Origin of the sequence: Pseudokordiimonas caeni, assembly GCF_026719705.1 — a bacterium.
In the GTDB taxonomy this organism is placed as follows: domain Bacteria; phylum Pseudomonadota; class Alphaproteobacteria; order Sphingomonadales; family Kordiimonadaceae; genus Gimibacter; species Gimibacter caeni.
This window is the reverse complement of record NZ_JAPPRR010000001.1, coordinates 1,305,604-1,323,645: the sequence shown is the minus strand read 5'-3', so window position 1 is coordinate 1,323,645 and position 18,042 is coordinate 1,305,604. Positions and strand designations below refer to the sequence as shown.

Below are 18,042 nucleotides of genomic sequence, written 5' to 3'. Positions count from 1 at the left end.
AGGGGCAAGTCTATGATCTTTCAGGAAAAGCGGAGCACAACAGCGTGACGAAAGTGGCGCTGATCCCGGCTGCGAAGCTTGCGCCGCTGGAGCTGCAGGTCGAATTCGGCCCGATGCCTGCCGCCATGTTGCCGGTCGGTGGACGGCCCGCCTTCGATTATATCGTCCGCCTGTATCTGGATCGCGGCTACCGGGTGCTTGTTGGCATCCATGAAGGGGGCGAGCGGATCAGGGCCTATGCCGACCTGATGGGATACGACGGCGTTGACCTTGTCGATGTTGGTGAAACATCAAGCCTTGGCGAGACGATCTCCGTGCTGATGGAGCAGGTGCCGGACGATGTGAGCGACATGATTGTCGCTTTCTCGGATACGCTCCTGACCGACAATCCCGAAGTGCCGAATATCTGCTTTGTTGACCGGGTGGCTGATCCCTTCCGCTGGACCCAGCTGGCTTCCGATGACGAAGGCCGCATCGTGAAGGTGACCGAGAAGTTTGAGGACAGCGCGTGGCACGGCGACGCGCTTGCCTTTTGCGGTGTTTTCCGGATCGGTGACGTGCATGGCTTCTTCAGGCACCTGGCAGACGAACTCAGGTTGCCGGCGGGGCAGGCGCTTGATCCCTTCTACCGGGCCTTCATCGCCTGGTTCAACGGGCAGCCTGCATCATCCCGTGCGCTGGTGCAGCCGAAGGACTGGTATGATTTCGGGCATCTGGATACCTATTATGCCACGCGGCGACGGCTGGGCTTCGGGGCGCGCGAGTTTAACGATGTGGCGCTGGATGAAACGCGCGGCATCTTGGTGAAATCAAGCGCGAACGCCGAAAAGTTTCGCCGCGAAATCGCCTGGTACAGCGACCTGCCGGCGGACCTGCAGTTTCTGGCACCCCGGATTTTCGAAGCGGACATGAAAGCCACGCGGCCGAGTGTCGCGATGGAATACTACAGCTACCCAGCGCTTAATGACCTTTACCTGTTCGGTGATGTGGCGCCTGCCTTCTGGCAGCGCGTGATCCATGCCCTTGATAAAACGCTGGTGCTGATGGGCAAGCGCCGCCCGGACCTGAGCGACGCCGAGATGGCTGATGACCTGACAGACATGTATCTCGCCAAGACACTCGACCGGCTTGATGCGCTTGGCGATCTATCCCGCTTCGGCGCGATGGCCGGCGAGGGGGTGCTAATCAATGGTGTGGCGTGCCCGGGACTTGCTCGTGTGCGGCGGGAACTGGCCGCTGTTGTGGAAGCGAACGACCTGCTGATTGCCGCCTATTTCTCGATCATCCACGGTGATTTCTGCCTGTCGAACATCCTGTTTGACCCGCGTCACGGGATCGTCCGGCTGATCGATCCCCGTGGCAGCTTCGGGCAGCAGTCATTGACTGGTGATCCTCGATACGATCTCGCCAAGCTGTGCCACAGTATCGAGGGCGACTATGACCATATCATCGCGGGACTGTATCGTTTCAGCGAGGAAGGCGATGATATAACCCTTACGCCGGCGATCAGCCGCAGCCAGCAGGTGGTGAAAGACCTGTTCGCAGGCTGGCTGGCGCGGTTCCCCGATGATTATATGCGTCAGGTGAGGCTCATTGAGGCCCTTCTGTTCCTTTCCATGCTGCCGCTGCATGGCGACCGGCCGGAAGCCCAGAAGGCCCTGCTGGCGCGGGGATTGCTTCTGGCTGCCCCATATTTCAAGTAGGGGGGCGCATGCAGATCATCATCACCATGGCCGGGTTCGGCAACCGCTTCCGCGATGCGGGCTATGATGTGCCCAAATACCAGATTCCGGTGCACGGCGTGCCGCTGTTCGACTGGTCGCTTGTTTCCTTGTCGCGCTTCTTTCCGTATGTCACTCGCACAGTTTTTATCGTGCGGCGAGCCGACGGTGCTGGTGACTGGATTTTGGCCCGTGCAACAGCGATTGGTGTGCCAGCGCCCATCCTTGTGGAACTTGATGCACCAACCAGGGGGCAGGCCGACAGTGCACTTCTTACCGCCCCGCATCAGGAGACGGACCAGCCTGTCCTGATCTATAATATCGATACCTTCACCGAACCCGCATCGCTTGACCCGTCAAGGGTGCGCGGGCAGGGGTGGATACCCTGTTTTCCAGCCGCTGGCGAAAGCTGGAGCTTTGTGAAGGCGGACGCCACCGGCAAGGCTTTGGAAGTGCGCGAAAAGACCCGGATATCGGATCATGCAACGATCGGTCTTTACTATTTTGCGTCCTTCCACCTGTTCAAGGCTGCGGTTGCCGGCACTTACGGGGGCGGTGCAACCGAGAAAGGCGAAACCTATGTGGCGCCCGTTTACAACTGGCTGATCGCACAGGGGCACGATGTCTTCATTGATGATTTGCCGCTTGATGCCGTACGGTGCCTTGGCGTGCCAGCCGACGTGAGCTTCGAAGCGGGGCGCGAGCCGCCCGCCGTTATCCAGGACCTGCAGATCAAGGGAAAAACTTAAGTCCATGAAACAGATCATCTTCCTAAAGGGCCAATCCCAGTATGGATCGCTGCGGCTGCATATCGACCAGGCGGCGGAAGCAGCATCGGCGCTGGGCTATAAGCCGGTGGTGCTCGATCTGACGGACGAGGGCGTGAAAGCGGGTTTCTGGGGCCTGCTCGGCGGTGACAATGCGTTGATTCTGACCCAGAACATCGGGGGTGATCTGCGGTTTGAGGGCAAGTCGATGGCTGAGGTGGCTGGTTGCCCCCACTGTGTGATGTTTGTCGATCATCCGGCGGCCCAGCAGCCGCGCGTTGCGGCGGCAACCAAGGATCAGATCCTGACTTTCCTGGATGGCAGTCACGTCAGGTGGGTTGAGATGATGATGCCTGGCAAGGCGGGTGCATTGGCGCTGATCCCGCCCGGCGGCAACGTGAAGACCCCACCGCCGGTTGACGCAAGTGCCGATGAATTCATGGCGCGCCGCGATATCCCTATGCTGTTCACCGGTACATGGCACGATCACAAGGCGAAGCGCTGGGCGCAGCACAATGGCACGCCGGTCGGAAAGCTGCTGGACGCCACTTTCGATATCGCCATGGCGCATAATATGATGCCGGTCGAAGGTGCGCTCGAGGCGGCGATGATTTCGATCTATGGGGATGTGGATCGCCAAGTTTACAACAAGCTCCTGACCTTTTCCTTCCTTCTGTCGGCACAAGTTCATTCGACACGACGCTGGGAGGCGCTTGTCGCCCTCGCCAAGGCCGGGGCACCGGTGCATCTTTATGGCAAGGGATGGGAAAAGCATCTCTACCGTTTCAAAAGCTTCACCTATGGCGGGGAGGGAACGTTTGAGGAAACCCTTGAAAACCTGAAGCGCACCCGCATTGTGCTGAACACCAACACCAACTTCGTGGCGGGCGCCCACGAGCGTGTGTTCGCGGCCCAGATGGCGGGTGCCGCGGTGTTGTCCGACGTATCAAGCTGGTATCAGGCACACTTTACGGATGGCAGCGATATCGCACTTTTTGAATGGGTGCCGACGAATACTGTTGCGGTGAAGGCGGAAGAATTGCTGGCGAGCCCTGAGAAGATGCATGCCATTGCTGCGGCAGGCCGTGCGAAGACCGAAGCCGAAAACAGCTGGCAGAACCGCTTGCAGGAAATCCTGAAGATTGCCGAAGGGATGAAGGTCGGGGCCTAACCCTAGCGCTTCAGTTCCTTGATAGCGCCATCGATACCGGCGATGGTCAGAGGGAACATGCGGCCTTCCATCAGGTTTTTCATGATTTCGGTCGACTGACTGTAACCCCAGTGCGTTTCCGGGATGGGATTGAGCCAGATGGCTTTGGAATAAACGTCCAGCAGCCGCCGCATCCAGACCTCGCCCGATTCCTCGTTCCAGTGCTCCACCGATCCGCCGGGGTAGAGGATTTCATAGGGGCTCATCGAGGCATCGCCCACGAAGATCACCTTGTAATCGTGAGGGTAGGTATGCAGCACGTCCATGGTCGAGAGATATTCGTTGTGGCGGCGGCGGTTGTCTTTCCACACACGCTCGTAGAGGCAATTGTGGAAATAGAAGAATTCCAGATGCTTGAATTCGGTGCGGGCGGCCGAGAATAGCTCCTCGCAGACCCGGATGTGGCTGTCCATTGAGCCGCCGATATCGAAGAATATCAGGACCTTGACGGCATTGTGCCGCTCGGGGATCATCTTCAGGTCCAGATAACCCTTATGGGCGGTGGCGCGGATCGTGTTGTCGATATCCAGTACTTCGGGCTCGCCCGTGCGGGCGAACTGGCGCAGTTTCCTGAGGGCTACCTTGATGTTGCGGGTGCCAAGCTCCACGCTGTCATCAAGGTTCCGGTATTCGCGCTTGTCCCATACCTTTATGGCGCGGCCGTGGCGGCCTTCCTTCTGGCCGATCCGCACACCGGCCGGATTGTAGCCATAGGCGCCGAAGGGGCTTTTCCCGCCCGTGCCGATCCATTTGTTGCCGCCTTCGTGGCGTTCCTTCTGTTCCTCCAGCCGCTTTTTCAGCGTCTCCATGATCTCGTCCCAGTCACCAAGGGCTTCGATCTCTGCCATTTCCTCGGGCGTCAGGTACAGCTCCGCCATTTTACGAAGCCATTCCTCGGGGATGTCGGCGGACGGGTCATCGGCGATGAATTCGATGCCTTCGAAGACCTTGGCGAAGACACGATCGAACTTGTCCAGATTCTTCTCGTCCTTGATGAAGGCGGCGCGCGAGAGATAGTAGAAGTCATCCACCTTGTAGCTCGCGCAGCCGGCTTTCAGCGCTTCAAGGAGGGTCAGATACTCCTTGATGCTGACCGGCAGGCGGGCGTCCCTCAGCGCATAGAAGAAATCGATGAACATCGGCGTTCGTCAGCCTTTCTGCTGCTGCCTGCGGTTCATGAAGGCGAGACGCTCGAACAGATGCACGTCCTGTTCGTTTTTCAAAAGCGCGCCATGCAGCGGCGGCACCAGCTTGTTCGGGTCGCGTGACTGCAGCACCTCGAGCGGCAGTTCTTCCGCCATCAGGAGCTTCAGCCAGTCCAGAAGCTCGCTTGTCGAAGGCTTCTTCTTGAGGCCAGGCACTTCACGCATGTCATAGAAGATATTCAGCGCCTCGCGCACCAGGTCTTTCTGGATATTCGGATAATGGACAGCGACGATATCAAGCATCGTCTCGCGTTCAGGGAATTTGATATAGTGGAAGAAGCAACGGCGCAGGAAAGCGTCGGGCAATTCCTTCTCGTTGTTCGAGGTGATGATGACGATGGGGCGTTCCTTCGCCTTCACTGTTTCGCCGGTTTCATAGACATGGAATTCCATCCGGTCGAGCTCGAGGAGCAGGTCGTTCGGGAACTCGATATCTGCCTTGTCGATCTCGTCGATGAGGAGAACAGGTGTGCCGCCGGCCGTGAAGGCCTCCCAAAGCTTGCCGCGCTTGATATAGTTGCGGATATCCTTCACCCGCTCGTCGCCGAGCTGGCTGTCGCGCAGGCGCGAAACTGCATCATATTCATAGAGGCCCTGCTGCGCCTTGGTGGTGGATTTGATGTGCCATTCGATCAGTTCGGTATCGAATGACCGTGCTACTTCCTCTGCCAGCACCGTCTTGCCTGTTCCGGGCTCGCCCTTGATCAGCAGGGGGCGTTTCAGGGTTGCGGCTGCGTTGACGGCGATCTTCAGGTCGTCCGTCGCCACATAGGTATCGGTGCCGGTGAATTTCATGCGTCTTGTCCGTCCTGTTGTTAGGGTACCTTCCTATCTACAAGGATTAGGCTGCAGCAGGCACGAATTCAAGCCGTCAAATATGAATAGGTAAAAGGCCAATAACGCAAAAACCCGGCAGCACCCCATCAGGTCCGGGTGGCCAGGATAATCGGAACATCAGGCTCGATTGCATCGCCGAAATACGGCTTGCCGGAAAGTCGGCAATGCAATCAGGCTTTATCGTCGACAGCCAGTCCTTCAAGTTCCCGATAGTAGGAAAGGAACTTAAGGATATCTTCTGCCGGAAACTGCCGGCGCACTTCACCGGAATCATTGTCTACGCTCTGGTAAACAAACAGACCGGTCGTGTCGTCACGGTTGATCCGGAGGCGGGTGTTCGGAATGAACTCCTCATCCGGAATGAAGCTTTCGAGCGTTTTGCTGGCTTTCTGAAGGGGATCCTTCTTTTCAGCCTCTTCGGCGCTTTCGGCTTCCTTTGTATCAAGTCGCTGAACGAACTGGGAAACTGCACTGTCCGTCTCGCCCGAGTTTACGGGCGGGGCGAATCGTTCGGTGCCCTCAGATCCTCCTGCCTTTTTGTCGGCGGTTCGCAGGGTCTGACCTTGGTTACCGCCAACGATGCTGTCAATTGTTGTCATCGTTTAGCTCCAACCGCTCAATCGATCTCCTCTCCGTTTAACCATTATCTGTGCCTCCAGGAAGGGGGCGAGCCGGCGTACCGGCTCGCCCGAGTTCCTGTTACTGGAAGAGGCCCAGTACGGTCGACGGAGCCTGGTTGGCGATCGACAGTGCCTGGAGACCAAGCTGCTGCTTGACCTGCAGGGCCTGCAAGTTCGCCGACTCTTTGGCGAGATCCGCATCCACCAGGTTACCGATACCGACTTCGATCGCATCCGACAGTTTGGTCGTGAAGTCTTTCTGGAGTTCCAGACGCTTCGAACCCGCACCGAGGGTCGACAGGGCGGTGTTCACGGTGTCGATGGCCGATTCAATCAGGTCTACTGCCGAGCTTGCATCAGCGGCAGCACTGATCGAGGTGTCGGAAGCCAGACCAAGGCCGGTCAGCGACAGGTCTTGTGCGGCAACGGTGATCTGGTTGTCCGAGGTACCGGTTTCGTCGGTGATCGCCGAGATGCTGTCACCACCCGATTTCACGGCGTTGGTGCCGTTGAACTCGGCGTTGTTGACGATCGAGGTGATCTGGTCGCGGAGCTGGGCGAAGTCGTCGTTGAGCGACGTCCGGCTGTCAGCGTCGAGACCCGGGTCCTTGGCGGCCACGGCCTTCTCTTTCATCTCGATGAGAAGGTCAGACACGGCTTCACCAGCCGAGATGGCAACGTCAAGGGTCGAAAGGGCGCGGTCGAGCGAGCCCTTAACGGCATTGAGGCCAGCCACGTTACCACGCAGTTTCTGCGCGATAGAGAAGATGGCAGCATTGTCTTTGGAAGAGCCTACTTTGAGGCCGGTGTTGATGCGGCCCTGGGTCGTCTCAAGGCTCGACGAAGTCTTATTGAGGTTTTGCAGAGCCAGGAAGGCGCCGCCATTGGTGTTTACCGAAAAAGCCATTTTGCTTTCTCCATTTTGGAGTTGTTGTTGGGCTTTCTTGCCCAGGGATATTTTATCCCGCTGAGATATAAGCAAGTCATATGCCAAATGGATACGCCGGCAAAGGAAGCCCTAAGCCGGTGTTTTCAATGGATAAAAGTGGAAATACCGCGACTACTTCGGAAGGCATTTCTATGGGCAAAAATTGCCGACTTTCTGAATTTGAGGACATAAATGCCCATCAATCGGCAATTTGTGCCGGTCGGGCCTCGGCCCGACCGGCAGGCGTTTTAGCCTTGGAACAACGAAATGATCGAGCCCGGCGCCTGGTTGGCAATGGACAATGCCTGAAGACCAAGCTGCTGTTTGACCTGTACCGCCTGTAGCGTTGCACTGGCTTTTGCCATGTCGGCATCCACCAGGTTGCCGATGCCGACTTCAAGCGCGTCCGACAGTTTGGCCGTAAAGGCCTTCTGGAGTTCGAGACGCTTGGCGCCGGCACCGAGGCGCGACAGGGCCGCGTTGACGTTATCGAGGGAAGCCTCGATCAGGTTCAACGTGGATGATGCTTCCGCTGCCGAGGTCATGGTGGCATCGGATGCTACGGTAACGATCGTGCCGCCAAGGGACATGTCCTGGGCGGCGACGGTGATCTGATTGTCAGAAGAGCCAGTCGAGTCCGTGATGGCTGTGATGGCAGCTGGAGACGGCCCCCCGACCGCATTGATGCCGTTGAATTCGGCCGTCCGCACGATCGCCTGGATTTGATCGCGCAGTTGGACGAAATCATTGTTCAGTGCCGTACGGCTGGCACTGTCAATGCCGGGGTCTTTGGCCGCGACCGCTTTCTCTTTCATTTCAATCAGCAGGTCCGACACTGCTTCGCCCGCCGAAACGGCAACATCAAGCGTGGAAAGGGCGCGATCGATCGATCCTCGTGCGGCATTGAGACCCGAGACATCTGCGCGCAGGATCTGGGCGATTGCCCACGTTGCGGCATTGTCCTTGGTCGAAGCCACCTTGAGGCCGGTGTTGATCTGTGTTTGCACCGTTTGAAGCTTCATGTTCGTCTTGTTCAGGTTCTGCAGCGCCTTCAGGGCACCTTCATTCGTGTTGACTGAGAAAGTCATGGCCGTTCTCCATTCTGGAAAGCTGATAAGAGCCTTTTGCTCGAAGGAGACAGTCAGCAATGGGCGTGCCAGTGCTAATCAATTGATAATATTGATATATTTGGATTGTGTTCGGATTCAGGCGCCGGGGCGCGGCAGGAATTGCCTGTCGACGGGGCGAAAGTTGCCGTGATTTGAGAGCTTCATGGGGCAAACGAAAAGGGGCCTCGAAGGGCCCCTTTGGAAACTTGTTGCAGGTGAGAAGTCGCTTACTGGAAGAGACCCAGCACGGTCGACGGAGCCTGGTTGGCAATCGACAATGCCTGCAGCCCGAGCTGCTGCTTGACCTGCAACGACTGCAACTGGGCACTTGTTTTGGCGAGATCCGCGTCCACAAGGTTGCCGATACCGACCTCGATGGCGTCCGAAAGTTTGGTCGTGAAGTCTTTCTGGAGTTCCAGACGCTTCGAGCCTGCACCGAGGGTCGACAGGGAAGTGTTGACGGTATCAATAGCCGATTCAATCAGATCCACGGCCGAGCTGGCTTCGGTCGTGCCACTGATGACCGTATCCGAATCCAGACCGAGGCCCTGCAGCGACAGATCCTGTGCTGCAACGGTGATCTGGTTGTCCGAGGTACCGGTTTCATCGGTGATAGCAACAATTGCGTCACCGCCGGCTTTCACGGCGTTGGTGCCGTTGAAGGTGGCGTTGTTGACGATCGAGGTGATCTGATCGCGCAGCTGGGCGAAGTCGTCATTGAGCGACGTCCGGCTGGAGCTGTCGAGGCCCGGGTCCTTGGCGGCCACGGCCTTCTCTTTCATCTCGATGAGAAGGTCAGACACGGCTTCACCAGCCGATATGGCAACGTCAAGGGTCGAGAGAGCGCGGTCGAGCGAGCCCTTAACGGCATTGAGGCCAGCCACGTTACCACGCAGTTTCTGCGCGATAGCGAAGATAGCAGCATTGTCTTTGGAAGAGCCGACCTTCAGGCCCGTGTTGATCTGGGTCTGCGTGGTGTTCAGCTTTTTGGTGGTGACATTGAGGTTTTGCAGGGCGGCGAATGCGCCCGCATTGGTATTGACGGAAAACGCCATTTTACAATCTCCATTCTGAGATAAGTTCGGTTTTTACCTGTGAGCATTTTGCTCACTGAGCACTTCTGCGCTCGAATAACCCTAAGCAATCCGCGTGCCAGAGCGTTTGTTAACCATTTTCGCGCGGCATCAAACCGGCAGTCAGATTGGAGATAACGAGCTGTTGGAAGGGCGCGCCGGCGGTGAAAATGTTAACAAAAATATGGGCAGAAAATGCCTATTGGGCAGAAAATGCCGATCAACTTTGATTAAAATGCGGAATATTTTGCCGGGATAGGCTAATGCCGGCCCGGAGAAGCCTCAAACGTTGTGAGATGTCGGCGTCGGTTGTGCGGGGGGAGTCGCAGGCGTCGGGGCATGGGCCGCCTGGGCTGCCAGGCCTTCCATGATCGTGCGATTGATATTGATCAGATCGTCGACTTTTTCACGGCCGCGCATGACGAGCGACGAGTGTTTGGAAACCCAGATGGAAAGGGAGATGATCGCGGCGCGCAGTTGCTGCGGCAACTGGTTGCCTTCGGCGCCGCAATCGGTGGCGAGAACGGACCACAGACGGCGGTTCCAATCGAGGGCCGCCGCGAGCTTGGTGTCTGGTGGCGTCAGCTCCCTGACATCCATAAGGGACCGGGTCACCTCGGCAAACAGGCGGTATTCTGTCTGGCTGGGCTTCTCGGCGGATGCCTGGGTTTTCTGGTAAGCCTGGTATGACATCTGGCCTTAGGGTTCCTTCTACTCGTCACTATAGCTTAGATTCAGCCGTTCTGCTTCGAATTTCAGCAGTTTTTTGCATTGTACGAGCGCCTTATAATAGTTGCGATCCATTACCGCTTTACTAACTTCGACGCACATATCGAGCACCTCGGGGGTCGAAACCGCTCCCATGAATTCGGTCATCCTGAGGACGAACTCGTCATAATATTGGGTCGAGCTGGCGGGATCCATATACATCAGCATGATCGGGAAATAGATGCGGCGGGCGGGCGTGTTTGCCTCTTCCTGCTGCATGATGTCCTTTTCACGCAGGATCGACGCCTTGTTATGGACGATGAGGTTGGCGCGGCGGTCACCGTTGGCGATGACGGCGCCATTGATGACCAGCTTTTCCTCAGGACGCAGCGACAATTTCAGCGCCATTATATTCCTCCCGCAGCTTGTGCTTTGTTTGATGCGCTTTTCCTTTTAGCATCAAAAGGGTTGAGCGCAAATCAGGATGTCGCGCGCTGGCATGGCTGGCAAGATTATTGCTATAAATGTGCCAAGTGGGCGGTGGCTCGCCCGGCGGTGTGTTTCGAAACGGAGTATGGGATGGCAAAGTCGAAGGTGGCGCGGCAGAAGGTCGGCAAGACCAAGGGGTTGAAAAAGGGTGCGGCTGCCGGCAGTCGGCAGCATCTTCGGCTCCTGCAGGAAGGCAAGGCTGCCTACGAGCGAGAAGACTGGCCGACGGCACTTGAGCTTTTCAACAAGGCCCTGGACACGGACCCTGACAATATCGACCTGATGACGGTTGTGTCTGATGTTCTGGTGCGCCTCGGTGCACGCGATCTGGCGCTGAAAATGCTCGAACAGACCGTCGCCCGGGCAAAGCCGAGTGTGGGCGTTTGCCAAGTGATGGGTTCGCTCGCCACCAATATGGGCATGCACGATATCGCCGAAAAGGTGTGGCGGCAGGCCATCATGCTCGATCCCTCTGCGCCGATTTCCTATGTGAACCTGGCCTCAGCCATGTATTCGCAGGAGCGACTGGATGAAGTGATCGAATTCTGCCAGGAAATCATACCGCTTTTTCCAACGGAATCCGGCCTTTGGAATGTGCTCGGAACAGCGGTTCAGTATAGTAGGGGCGGGAGCGAGGCGCTTCCCTTCTATGAAGAAGCGGTCCGCGTTAACCCCGCGAACTCCAAGGCATGGTCGAACCTCGCGGCATGTTACGCACAGGATCACCCAGAGGAGCGCATCTATGCCTATCAGCAGGCGCTGAAAGCTTCCCCCGAGTATACTGAATCACATCTGGGTCTCGCTATCGATTATCTCATGATGGGTAATCTTGAACAGGGTTGGAAGCATTATGAGTATCGTTTGAAGCCCAGTCGCGGCGGCGGCCAAGGCGTGGTGTTTTTGCATGATTTTCCTGTCTGGAAAGGTGAGCCGCTAGCGGGGAAAACGATTTATGTGGCAGCAGAGCAGGGGATTGGCGACGAGATTCTGTTTGCCCAAGTTTTACCGGAGCTAATTGGCAGGGCTGGAAAGGTAATCGTTTCCTGTGATCGACGACTGATCGACATTTACAAACGAAGTTTCCCTGACGCTCTGGTCGTTCACTATTCAGCGGAGCTAAGGATGGGCTATCATTATCGTTCATCCCCGGAGTTGATGAAGCTGGTCAGGAACGGGGAGGTCTCTGTCGATTGTTATGTTCCGGCGGCATCTGTGCTGCAGTACATCTGGCCTACAGTTGAGAAGATACCTGACAGGAAGGGGGCGCTTCTTGTGCCAAGGTCTGACCTTGTTCATAAGTGGAAAGAGCGTTTTGAAGCGCTTGGCCCCGGCCGAAAAATTGGTGTTTCGTGGCGAAGTGGCAACATGGCAGTTACCCGGGCTCACAGTTATTTCACAGCAGATTTGCTGAGCGCATTTGCCGATGCGGATACTCATCTCATCAACCTGCAATACGGGGACGTTGCACAAGAGCTTGAGGCTGTCAAAAATGTCAACGGATTGAATATCCATCACTGGGATGATGTTAATCTGCGCGAAAGTATCGAAGACAATTTGGCGATGATGGCGAATCTGGATGCTGTGATCGGGCCGAACACGGCGACACAGCAATTTGCTATGGCATCGGGTGTGCCAACAATCTGGCTGGTAGGCGGACGGCCTTGGTGGTCTTTTGGCGCGGCAGATGGGCGACCGCCATTTTATCGTACCAAGGGAAAGATCATCGGTTACGATATAGAGGTTCCGAGAACGTGGGAGCGAGTTATCGAGACGGCCAAGCCGTTTCTATATATGCTACGAAACGGAGAATAGGGGCGGGCGCGGCGAGTGACAAAATTGACAAGGCTTTCTATGCACTCCCCCTTCATCATCGCCGAAGTTTCAGGCAACCACATGGGGCGGCTGGATCTGGCGCTGAAACTGATTGATCTGGCGGCGGAAACTGGAGCCAATGCCGTCAAGTTCCAGACCTATTCGCCAGCCACCATCACCCTCGATTCCGATGCGCCCGCCTTCGTGGTGCAAGAAGGCCTGTGGAAAGGCCGTCGGCTGCATGATCTCTATGAAGAGGCGCAAACGCCGTTTGAGTGGCATGCGGCCCTTTTCGCCCGCGCCCGCGAACGCGGCATACTTGCCTTTTCGGCGCCGTTTGACCTCACCGCCGTCGACCTCCTCGAAAGCCTTGACTGCCCGCTTTACAAGATCGCCTCGTGCGAGCTTGTCGATATCGGGCTGATCGAGCGGGTGGCCGCCACCGGCAAGCCGATGATCATGTCGACGGGCATGGCAACGCTTGCGGAAATCGATGAGGCCGTGAAGACAGCCAAGGGGGCGGGGGCGAGCGATATCACGCTGTTGCATTGTATCAGCGGTTATCCGACGCCCTATAGCGATTGCCATCTGGAAACCATTCCCGATCTTGCGAGGCGCACTGGTCTGCCCGTCGGCATTTCCGACCACACGCTCGGCACCGCGATCCCGATTGCGGCAACCGCACTCGGTGCGACCGTGATCGAGAAGCATTTCTGTCATTCACGGGCCGCCGGCGCCGTTGACAGTGCCTTTTCGCTGGAGCCGGACGAGATGAAAGCGATGGTGACAGCCTGCCGTCAGGTCGCCGAAGCCCGCACCGCGCCGCACTATGGCCCTACGGCGTCGGAAGCTGACAGTTTGCGTTTCCGCCGCTCGCTTTATATCGCGGAGGATGTGAAGGCGGGCGAGGTCTTCAGTGCCCGAAACCTGCGCTCGGTGCGCCCTTCAGGCGGGCTACACACACGCTATCTGGAAGGCATTTTGGGGCGGGCAGCGACCCGCGATATTGTGGCAGGAACACCGCTTGATTGGACTATGGTCAAAGGCGGCGAGGGCGGCACGGAATGAATGTCCTGATCACCAGTTCGGCGAATAAAGTTCCGCTCGTCAAGGCGTTCCGGAAGGCGCTGATGGACTGCGGCGGGCGGGTGATCGCTGCCGACATCCGGGATGACGTGGCTTCGCGTTTTGTAGCCGATGACTTTTGCCCGCTGCCGGCGAGCGATGACCCAGATTTTGGCAGGAAGCTCCTGGAAGAATGCAAGCGCGAACGGGTGCGGCTCCTGATCCCGACCCGCGACGGCGAGATGAAGGTGCTGGCAGCGCTCGCGCCGGAGCTCGCCAAGCTCGGCGTCATCCTGCCGTTACCAACCCTTGCCGAACTGGATACCTGCCTCGACAAACGCGCCTTTTATCGCTTCTGCACGGAGCACAAGTTTCCGGTGCTGCCGGTGGTGGAGAGCAGGGGGGCCGGCTTCCCGCTTTTTGCACGCGCATCGATTGGCGCAGGCAGCCGGAGTGCAACCCGGATCAATAACGCGGCTGAGCTTGCAACATTCATGGCCGATCATCCAGATGCGCTGGTCCAGCCTTTCTGCGCTGACGACGAATATACGATCGACGTTTTGATGTCGCTGGATGGCGAGCCGTTGCAGGCCGTCAGCCGAGTGCGCGGCCGGATTGTGGCGGGGGAAAGCTCGTACAGCCGTACGGTGGAGCTGCCTGCTCTGATGCAGGCGTCGCTCGACCTGTGCGCCCGGCTTGGCCTTAAGGGGCACAATGTGGTGCAAGCCTTTGTGCATGACAAAAAGGGTGAGGACTTTTCCTTCATTGAGGTCAATCCCCGCTTCGGTGGGGTTTCGTCGCTGAGCATCGAGGCAGGCCTCGCATCGCCCGAGCGGCTGATCCAGATGGCGGCAGGTGATGCGGCGGCCCTGAAGCCTCGCCTGATCCGCTGGGGGCTCGCGTCCTACCGGTTCATGAGTGACCTTTATGTGCGCGAAGGTGCAGCAGGCTGATGGGCCCCATTGCCTTTCTGGTGACGAACGACCCGCGCCACGGCCTTGGCCACTGGCGCCGCATGGGGGTGCTCGCTACTGCGCTAAAGGCGGAAGGTGCAGCAGTCAGTTTGATCGTGAGTTACAGCCCGGTGCGCTCGAGTGCTACAGCGATTTACGACAGCTTTTGCTCGCTCGCTGATGCCGTGGCGACAGCTGCACTGATAGTTCTGGACGGCAAGGATTTCGCGGCCGCGGACCTTTCTGCGCTCGCCGCAGTCAAATCGAAGCTGGTGCTGATTGATGACATGGGTCACCCTGAGGCGGGTTCTGCCCGACTTGTCATCAATCCTAACATTTATGGGCATGAACTGACCTATGATCCTGCCGCCTTCGCTGAAGTGCTGGCAGGACCGCAGTGGAACCTGATTGACCCACGTTATGCTGAAGTGGCTCGTGAGACCGAGCGAGACCGCATTGCCGTCTGCTTTGGCGGGGCGGACGACGGCAGTTGGGCGCTGCCCGTGCTTGCTGCCCTCAAGGGGGCCGTAGTGTGGCTCGATGCTGGCCAACGCAAGCTTGTGCCAGCCATGCGAGATCTGCTGGCGGAGCGTCCGGATATCACCCAGCTGATTTCACCCGACGATATGGCAGGGTTTTATGCCTGTACGGATATCCTTGTATGCGGGGCAGGTCAGATGGCTATCGAAGGCCTGGCTAGCGGCTGCAAGGTGATTGCCGTGAAGGTGGCCGCGGATCAGGCGTTGCAAATCAAGGCACTGGAAGCGCTTGGCGTGACTGTGTTTCAGGAATTGAATGCCGCCGCCATCGCGGCTGCAGCGGGGCATGCTGCAAAGGTCCAGTGTCCTCACATTGCTGGTGGGCCGGCGCGCGTTGCAAAACGGCTGATGGAATTGGCGTCCGAGGTGGCTGTGTGATGAAGCAGCATCGGGCCATCCTCCTTGATCTCGACGATACACTCTACGAAGAAGCGGATTATGTCCGCTCCGGCTACCGGCATCTGGGTGCGACCTATGCGGAGCAAGCGGGTGTTGCACCCACTGAGATTGCAGCTTTTCTCATTCGTCGTTTTGAAGCACAGGGCAGGGACGGCGCATTCGATGCGTTGCTCACAGCATTTCCTGCCCTTGCGACAAAAGTGACAGTATCCGGGCTCGTGGCCGCATATCGTGCGCATGTGCCCGATATCACCCTTTATCCTGGCGTTGCTCCAATGCTGGGCCGATTGAGGGAGCGATATCCGGTTGCCGTCGTCACGGATGGCCTGCCGCTCATGCAGCGCAACAAGGTGCAGGCGCTGGGGCTGCAGGGGTTGATCGACACTATTGTCTATTGCTGGGAGGAGGGTGCGCCAAAGCCCGATCCCGCAGGATATGTTAAGGCGCTTGCTCTTCTCGGCGCGTCTGCGGAAAATGCGCTGATCGTTGGCGACAATCCTGCCCATGACGAAGTGGCGGCCCGCGCGCTCGGCTGCCGGTTCGTGCGGGTGCTAACCGGCCGTTTCAAGGGTGCCGCATCGCCCGCCATGGCTATCGCCGACGTCACTGCCATAACGGCGATGCTGGAGCAAGAGGCATGCTAACCCAAGCTGACGTATGCGCCCTGATCCCTGCCTATAATGCCGCGAGGACTATCGAGCGTGCGGTCCGCTCGGTGGCCGATCAGGTTGGTCGCATCATCGTGGTTGATGACGGATCGACGGATGATACGGCAGCTGTTGTCGAGGCGCTGAATTTGCCGCACCTGACACTGATACAGCAGCCGGAGAATAAAGGGGTGGGGCATGCGCGAACCGTTGCGCTTGCTGCCTGCAACCTGCCGGTTTTGATGGGAGTGGATGCCGACGATATGGCCTTGCCGGGGCGTACGGAATCCATGCTAGCCCATGTGCGACAAGGCGCTGACCTTGTGTACGATTCTGCGGAACTCTATGACGGCCTCAGCGGCAACTATGTACGTGATCTTCCGATCGCAGAGAAGCTGTTCTCATCGGGCGGGCTGGCTCATCAGCTTGCGCGGAACTATATCCCGTCAATCGGCTGGCCCATGGCGCGTACTGAAGTCGCAAAAGTGCTGAATTATGACGAAACCATGCGGCATGCCGAGGACTATCATTTCTTCATGCGGGCACTGCTGGCGGACATGAATATAGCCCTGTCTAGAGAAACGACATACCGGCAATATGGTTATCCGGAAAGCCTGTCGCGCCGCATCGACAATCAGCTGCAAGGTGTTCGCAGAACACTTCAATCAGTCGGTGCTCCTGCGCTCACCGCCTTTATCAAAAAAAGCAAGCTGCCGCAGAGCGAAGCTGCATGGATCAAGGCCTGCGTGCTTTGCCGTCTCGAAGAGTGGCATGAGTTGGACCAGCTTTGTGGCGAGTGCTTGGGGGTAGATGCGAGTTCGGACGGAGCATTTCTCTGGAATTTTATGGCCGGCACAGCGAGCTATGGACGAAGAAATCATGGCAAGGCTGCTGAATATCTAGAAAGCGCATTGACGATTTCCAGGCGACCCGAGGTTCTGAACAATCTTGGCGTCCTTGCTTTGGAAAACAGGCGTAGCGGCAGCGGGTATTTCAATGAGGCGTTAAAACTTTGGCCTGAATATCTGGATGCGCGGCATAACCTCGATAGTGTGTCGCCCCGCTGGACGTATTTGCCTCTCCGCGCCGAAGCTTCGCGTCATGATTATGGAAGTGCTGAGGCATGAAAGCTGTTTGCATCGTTCAGGCACGGCGTGGCTCCTCACGGCTGCCAGACAAGATACTCAAACCGATTGGCCACACAACGGCGCTTGAATCCTGTCTGAAGCGCTGCTTGCGCATCCCGGGTATCGATGAGGTCATTTGCGCCGGGGTTGATCGAGATGAGGAGCAGCCCGTGTTTGATATAGCTACCGCTGTCGGCGCCAGCATATTCCGCGGCGATGAGGCGAATGTTCTGTCGCGCTATCACAGCGCTGCGGAAGCAGCCGGTGCAGACTATGTTATGCGCATTACTTCCGACTGCCCGCTTGTAGACCCCGATGTGTGCGGTCAGCTTCTGGGTGCGGTGATGGACGGAGGTTACGCATTTGGGGGCATTTCAGGCTTTCCTCATGGACTTGACTGTGAGGTCTTCACGATGGCGGAACTCAAGCGGGCTTTCAGGGAAACATCATCGAGTATGGAGCGCGAGCACGTAACGCTTGGCATCAAGAACAGAAAAGAAAACAGGATGTTGCACCTCGTTTGCCCGCAGGAGTATCGCACCCTGCAGGGAGAAATAAGGCTGGTTCTCGACTATCCAGAGGATCACGCATTCTTCGACACTCTGTTCAATCTTGCAGGTCCCATAATTGACGACATGACGTGGTTGGAAGTGAAGGCGTTTATCTTGCAGCACCACGCGAAGCTGCAGCAGAATAAGGTCGTGATCGAAGACTGGAAGCAGAGCACGGCAGCCATCATGAGCAGGGCCAGAAGCGAGGGCATCGAGGTTGGGCGTGGCTTTGGTGAGGCAACGGTGGAGTGGCGCTTTGATGGGCAGCGATAGTTCGGATGG

At 57.5% G+C, this 18,042-nt stretch carries 18 protein-coding genes; 10 read left to right on the top strand and 8 right to left on the bottom strand.

Annotated elements, in window-relative coordinates:
- The first annotated feature begins 44 nt into the window (after window positions 1-44).
- The 3 genes from OU694_RS06065 to OU694_RS06055 are packed head-to-tail and all read left to right on the top strand — an operon-like array spanning window position 45 to window position 3,659.
- The gene (locus tag OU694_RS06065; RefSeq protein WP_308910087.1) at window positions 45-1,703 is read left to right on the top strand and encodes a phosphotransferase; all 1,659 of its coding nucleotides are present in this window, start codon (window positions 45-47) and stop codon (window positions 1,701-1,703) included.
- 8 nt (window positions 1,704-1,711) lie between these two features.
- On the top strand, window positions 1,712-2,470 hold the full coding sequence (locus tag OU694_RS06060) for a glycosyltransferase family 2 protein (RefSeq protein WP_308910086.1): 759 nt from the start codon (window positions 1,712-1,714) through the stop codon (window positions 2,468-2,470).
- A gap of 4 nt (window positions 2,471-2,474) precedes the next feature.
- Entirely contained in the window at window positions 2,475-3,659 is a 1,185-nt protein-coding gene (locus OU694_RS06055; protein WP_308910085.1) for a glycosyltransferase family protein, read from the top strand.
- A gap of 2 nt (window positions 3,660-3,661) precedes the next feature.
- Here OU694_RS06055 and OU694_RS06050 read toward each other — a convergent pair whose 3' ends face one another.
- From OU694_RS06050 to flbT, 8 genes are all read right to left on the bottom strand, one after another.
- A complete protein-coding gene (locus OU694_RS06050) occupies window positions 3,662-4,837 on the bottom strand; it encodes a vWA domain-containing protein (protein WP_308910084.1) in 1,176 nt (391 codons plus the stop codon).
- Window positions 4,838-4,846: 9 nt separating this feature from the next.
- Window positions 4,847-5,698 (bottom strand): AAA family ATPase, encoded by an 852-nt coding sequence (locus OU694_RS06045; protein WP_308910083.1) that lies wholly within the window; start codon window positions 5,696-5,698, stop codon window positions 4,847-4,849.
- A 212-nt stretch (window positions 5,699-5,910) separates the two neighbouring features.
- Window positions 5,911-6,339, bottom strand: a complete 429-nt coding sequence (locus tag OU694_RS06040) for a flagellar protein FlaG (protein WP_308910082.1) — start codon at window positions 6,337-6,339, stop codon at window positions 5,911-5,913.
- A gap of 100 nt (window positions 6,340-6,439) precedes the next feature.
- Window positions 6,440-7,267, bottom strand: a complete 828-nt coding sequence (locus OU694_RS06035) for a flagellin (protein WP_308910081.1) — start codon at window positions 7,265-7,267, stop codon at window positions 6,440-6,442.
- Window positions 7,268-7,536: 269 nt separating this feature from the next.
- Entirely contained in the window at window positions 7,537-8,376 is an 840-nt protein-coding gene (locus tag OU694_RS06030; protein WP_373460263.1) for a flagellin, read from the bottom strand.
- A 248-nt stretch (window positions 8,377-8,624) separates the two neighbouring features.
- Window positions 8,625-9,452, bottom strand: coding sequence for a flagellin (locus tag OU694_RS06025; protein WP_308910079.1), 828 nt, complete (start codon window positions 9,450-9,452; stop codon window positions 8,625-8,627).
- Window positions 9,453-9,752: 300 nt separating this feature from the next.
- Entirely contained in the window at window positions 9,753-10,163 is a 411-nt protein-coding gene (flaF, locus tag OU694_RS06020) for a flagellar biosynthesis regulator FlaF (RefSeq protein ID WP_308910078.1), read from the bottom strand.
- 18 nt (window positions 10,164-10,181) lie between these two features.
- The gene (gene flbT, locus OU694_RS06015) at window positions 10,182-10,586 is read right to left on the bottom strand and encodes a flagellar biosynthesis repressor FlbT (protein WP_308910077.1); all 405 of its coding nucleotides are present in this window, start codon (window positions 10,584-10,586) and stop codon (window positions 10,182-10,184) included.
- Between the two features lie 171 nt (window positions 10,587-10,757).
- On the opposite strand from flbT, the gene OU694_RS06010 reads away from it, so the two are divergent.
- From OU694_RS06010 to OU694_RS05980, 7 genes are read left to right on the top strand one after another with little or no spacing between them, the layout of a single operon-like run.
- Window positions 10,758-12,479 carry a tetratricopeptide repeat protein gene (locus OU694_RS06010; protein ID WP_308910076.1) on the top strand — a complete coding sequence of 574 codons (1,722 nt, stop codon included), beginning with the start codon at window positions 10,758-10,760 and terminating at the stop codon, window positions 12,477-12,479.
- A gap of 39 nt (window positions 12,480-12,518) precedes the next feature.
- Window positions 12,519-13,547, top strand: a complete 1,029-nt coding sequence (gene pseI, locus OU694_RS06005) for a pseudaminic acid synthase (RefSeq protein WP_308910075.1) — start codon at window positions 12,519-12,521, stop codon at window positions 13,545-13,547.
- On the top strand, window positions 13,544-14,497 hold the full coding sequence (locus OU694_RS06000) for an ATP-grasp domain-containing protein (RefSeq protein WP_308910074.1): 954 nt from the start codon (window positions 13,544-13,546) through the stop codon (window positions 14,495-14,497). Before pseI ends, OU694_RS06000 begins: the two co-directional genes overlap by 4 nt.
- On the top strand, window positions 14,497-15,414 hold the full coding sequence (locus tag OU694_RS05995) for a hypothetical protein (RefSeq protein WP_308910073.1): 918 nt from the start codon (window positions 14,497-14,499) through the stop codon (window positions 15,412-15,414). The genes OU694_RS06000 and OU694_RS05995 overlap by 1 nt, the downstream gene beginning before the upstream one ends.
- Window positions 15,414-16,079, top strand: coding sequence for an HAD family hydrolase (locus OU694_RS05990; protein ID WP_308910072.1), 666 nt, complete (start codon window positions 15,414-15,416; stop codon window positions 16,077-16,079). The genes OU694_RS05995 and OU694_RS05990 overlap by 1 nt, the downstream gene beginning before the upstream one ends.
- Window positions 16,073-17,209: a glycosyltransferase family 2 protein gene (locus OU694_RS05985; protein WP_308910071.1), complete on the top strand. Its 1,137-nt coding sequence runs from the start codon at window positions 16,073-16,075 to the stop codon at window positions 17,207-17,209. Before OU694_RS05990 ends, OU694_RS05985 begins: the two co-directional genes overlap by 7 nt.
- Window positions 17,206-18,033 carry a cytidylyltransferase domain-containing protein gene (locus OU694_RS05980; protein WP_308910070.1) on the top strand — a complete coding sequence of 276 codons (828 nt, stop codon included), beginning with the start codon at window positions 17,206-17,208 and terminating at the stop codon, window positions 18,031-18,033. The genes OU694_RS05985 and OU694_RS05980 overlap by 4 nt, the downstream gene beginning before the upstream one ends.
- Window positions 18,034-18,042 lie beyond the last annotated feature (9 nt).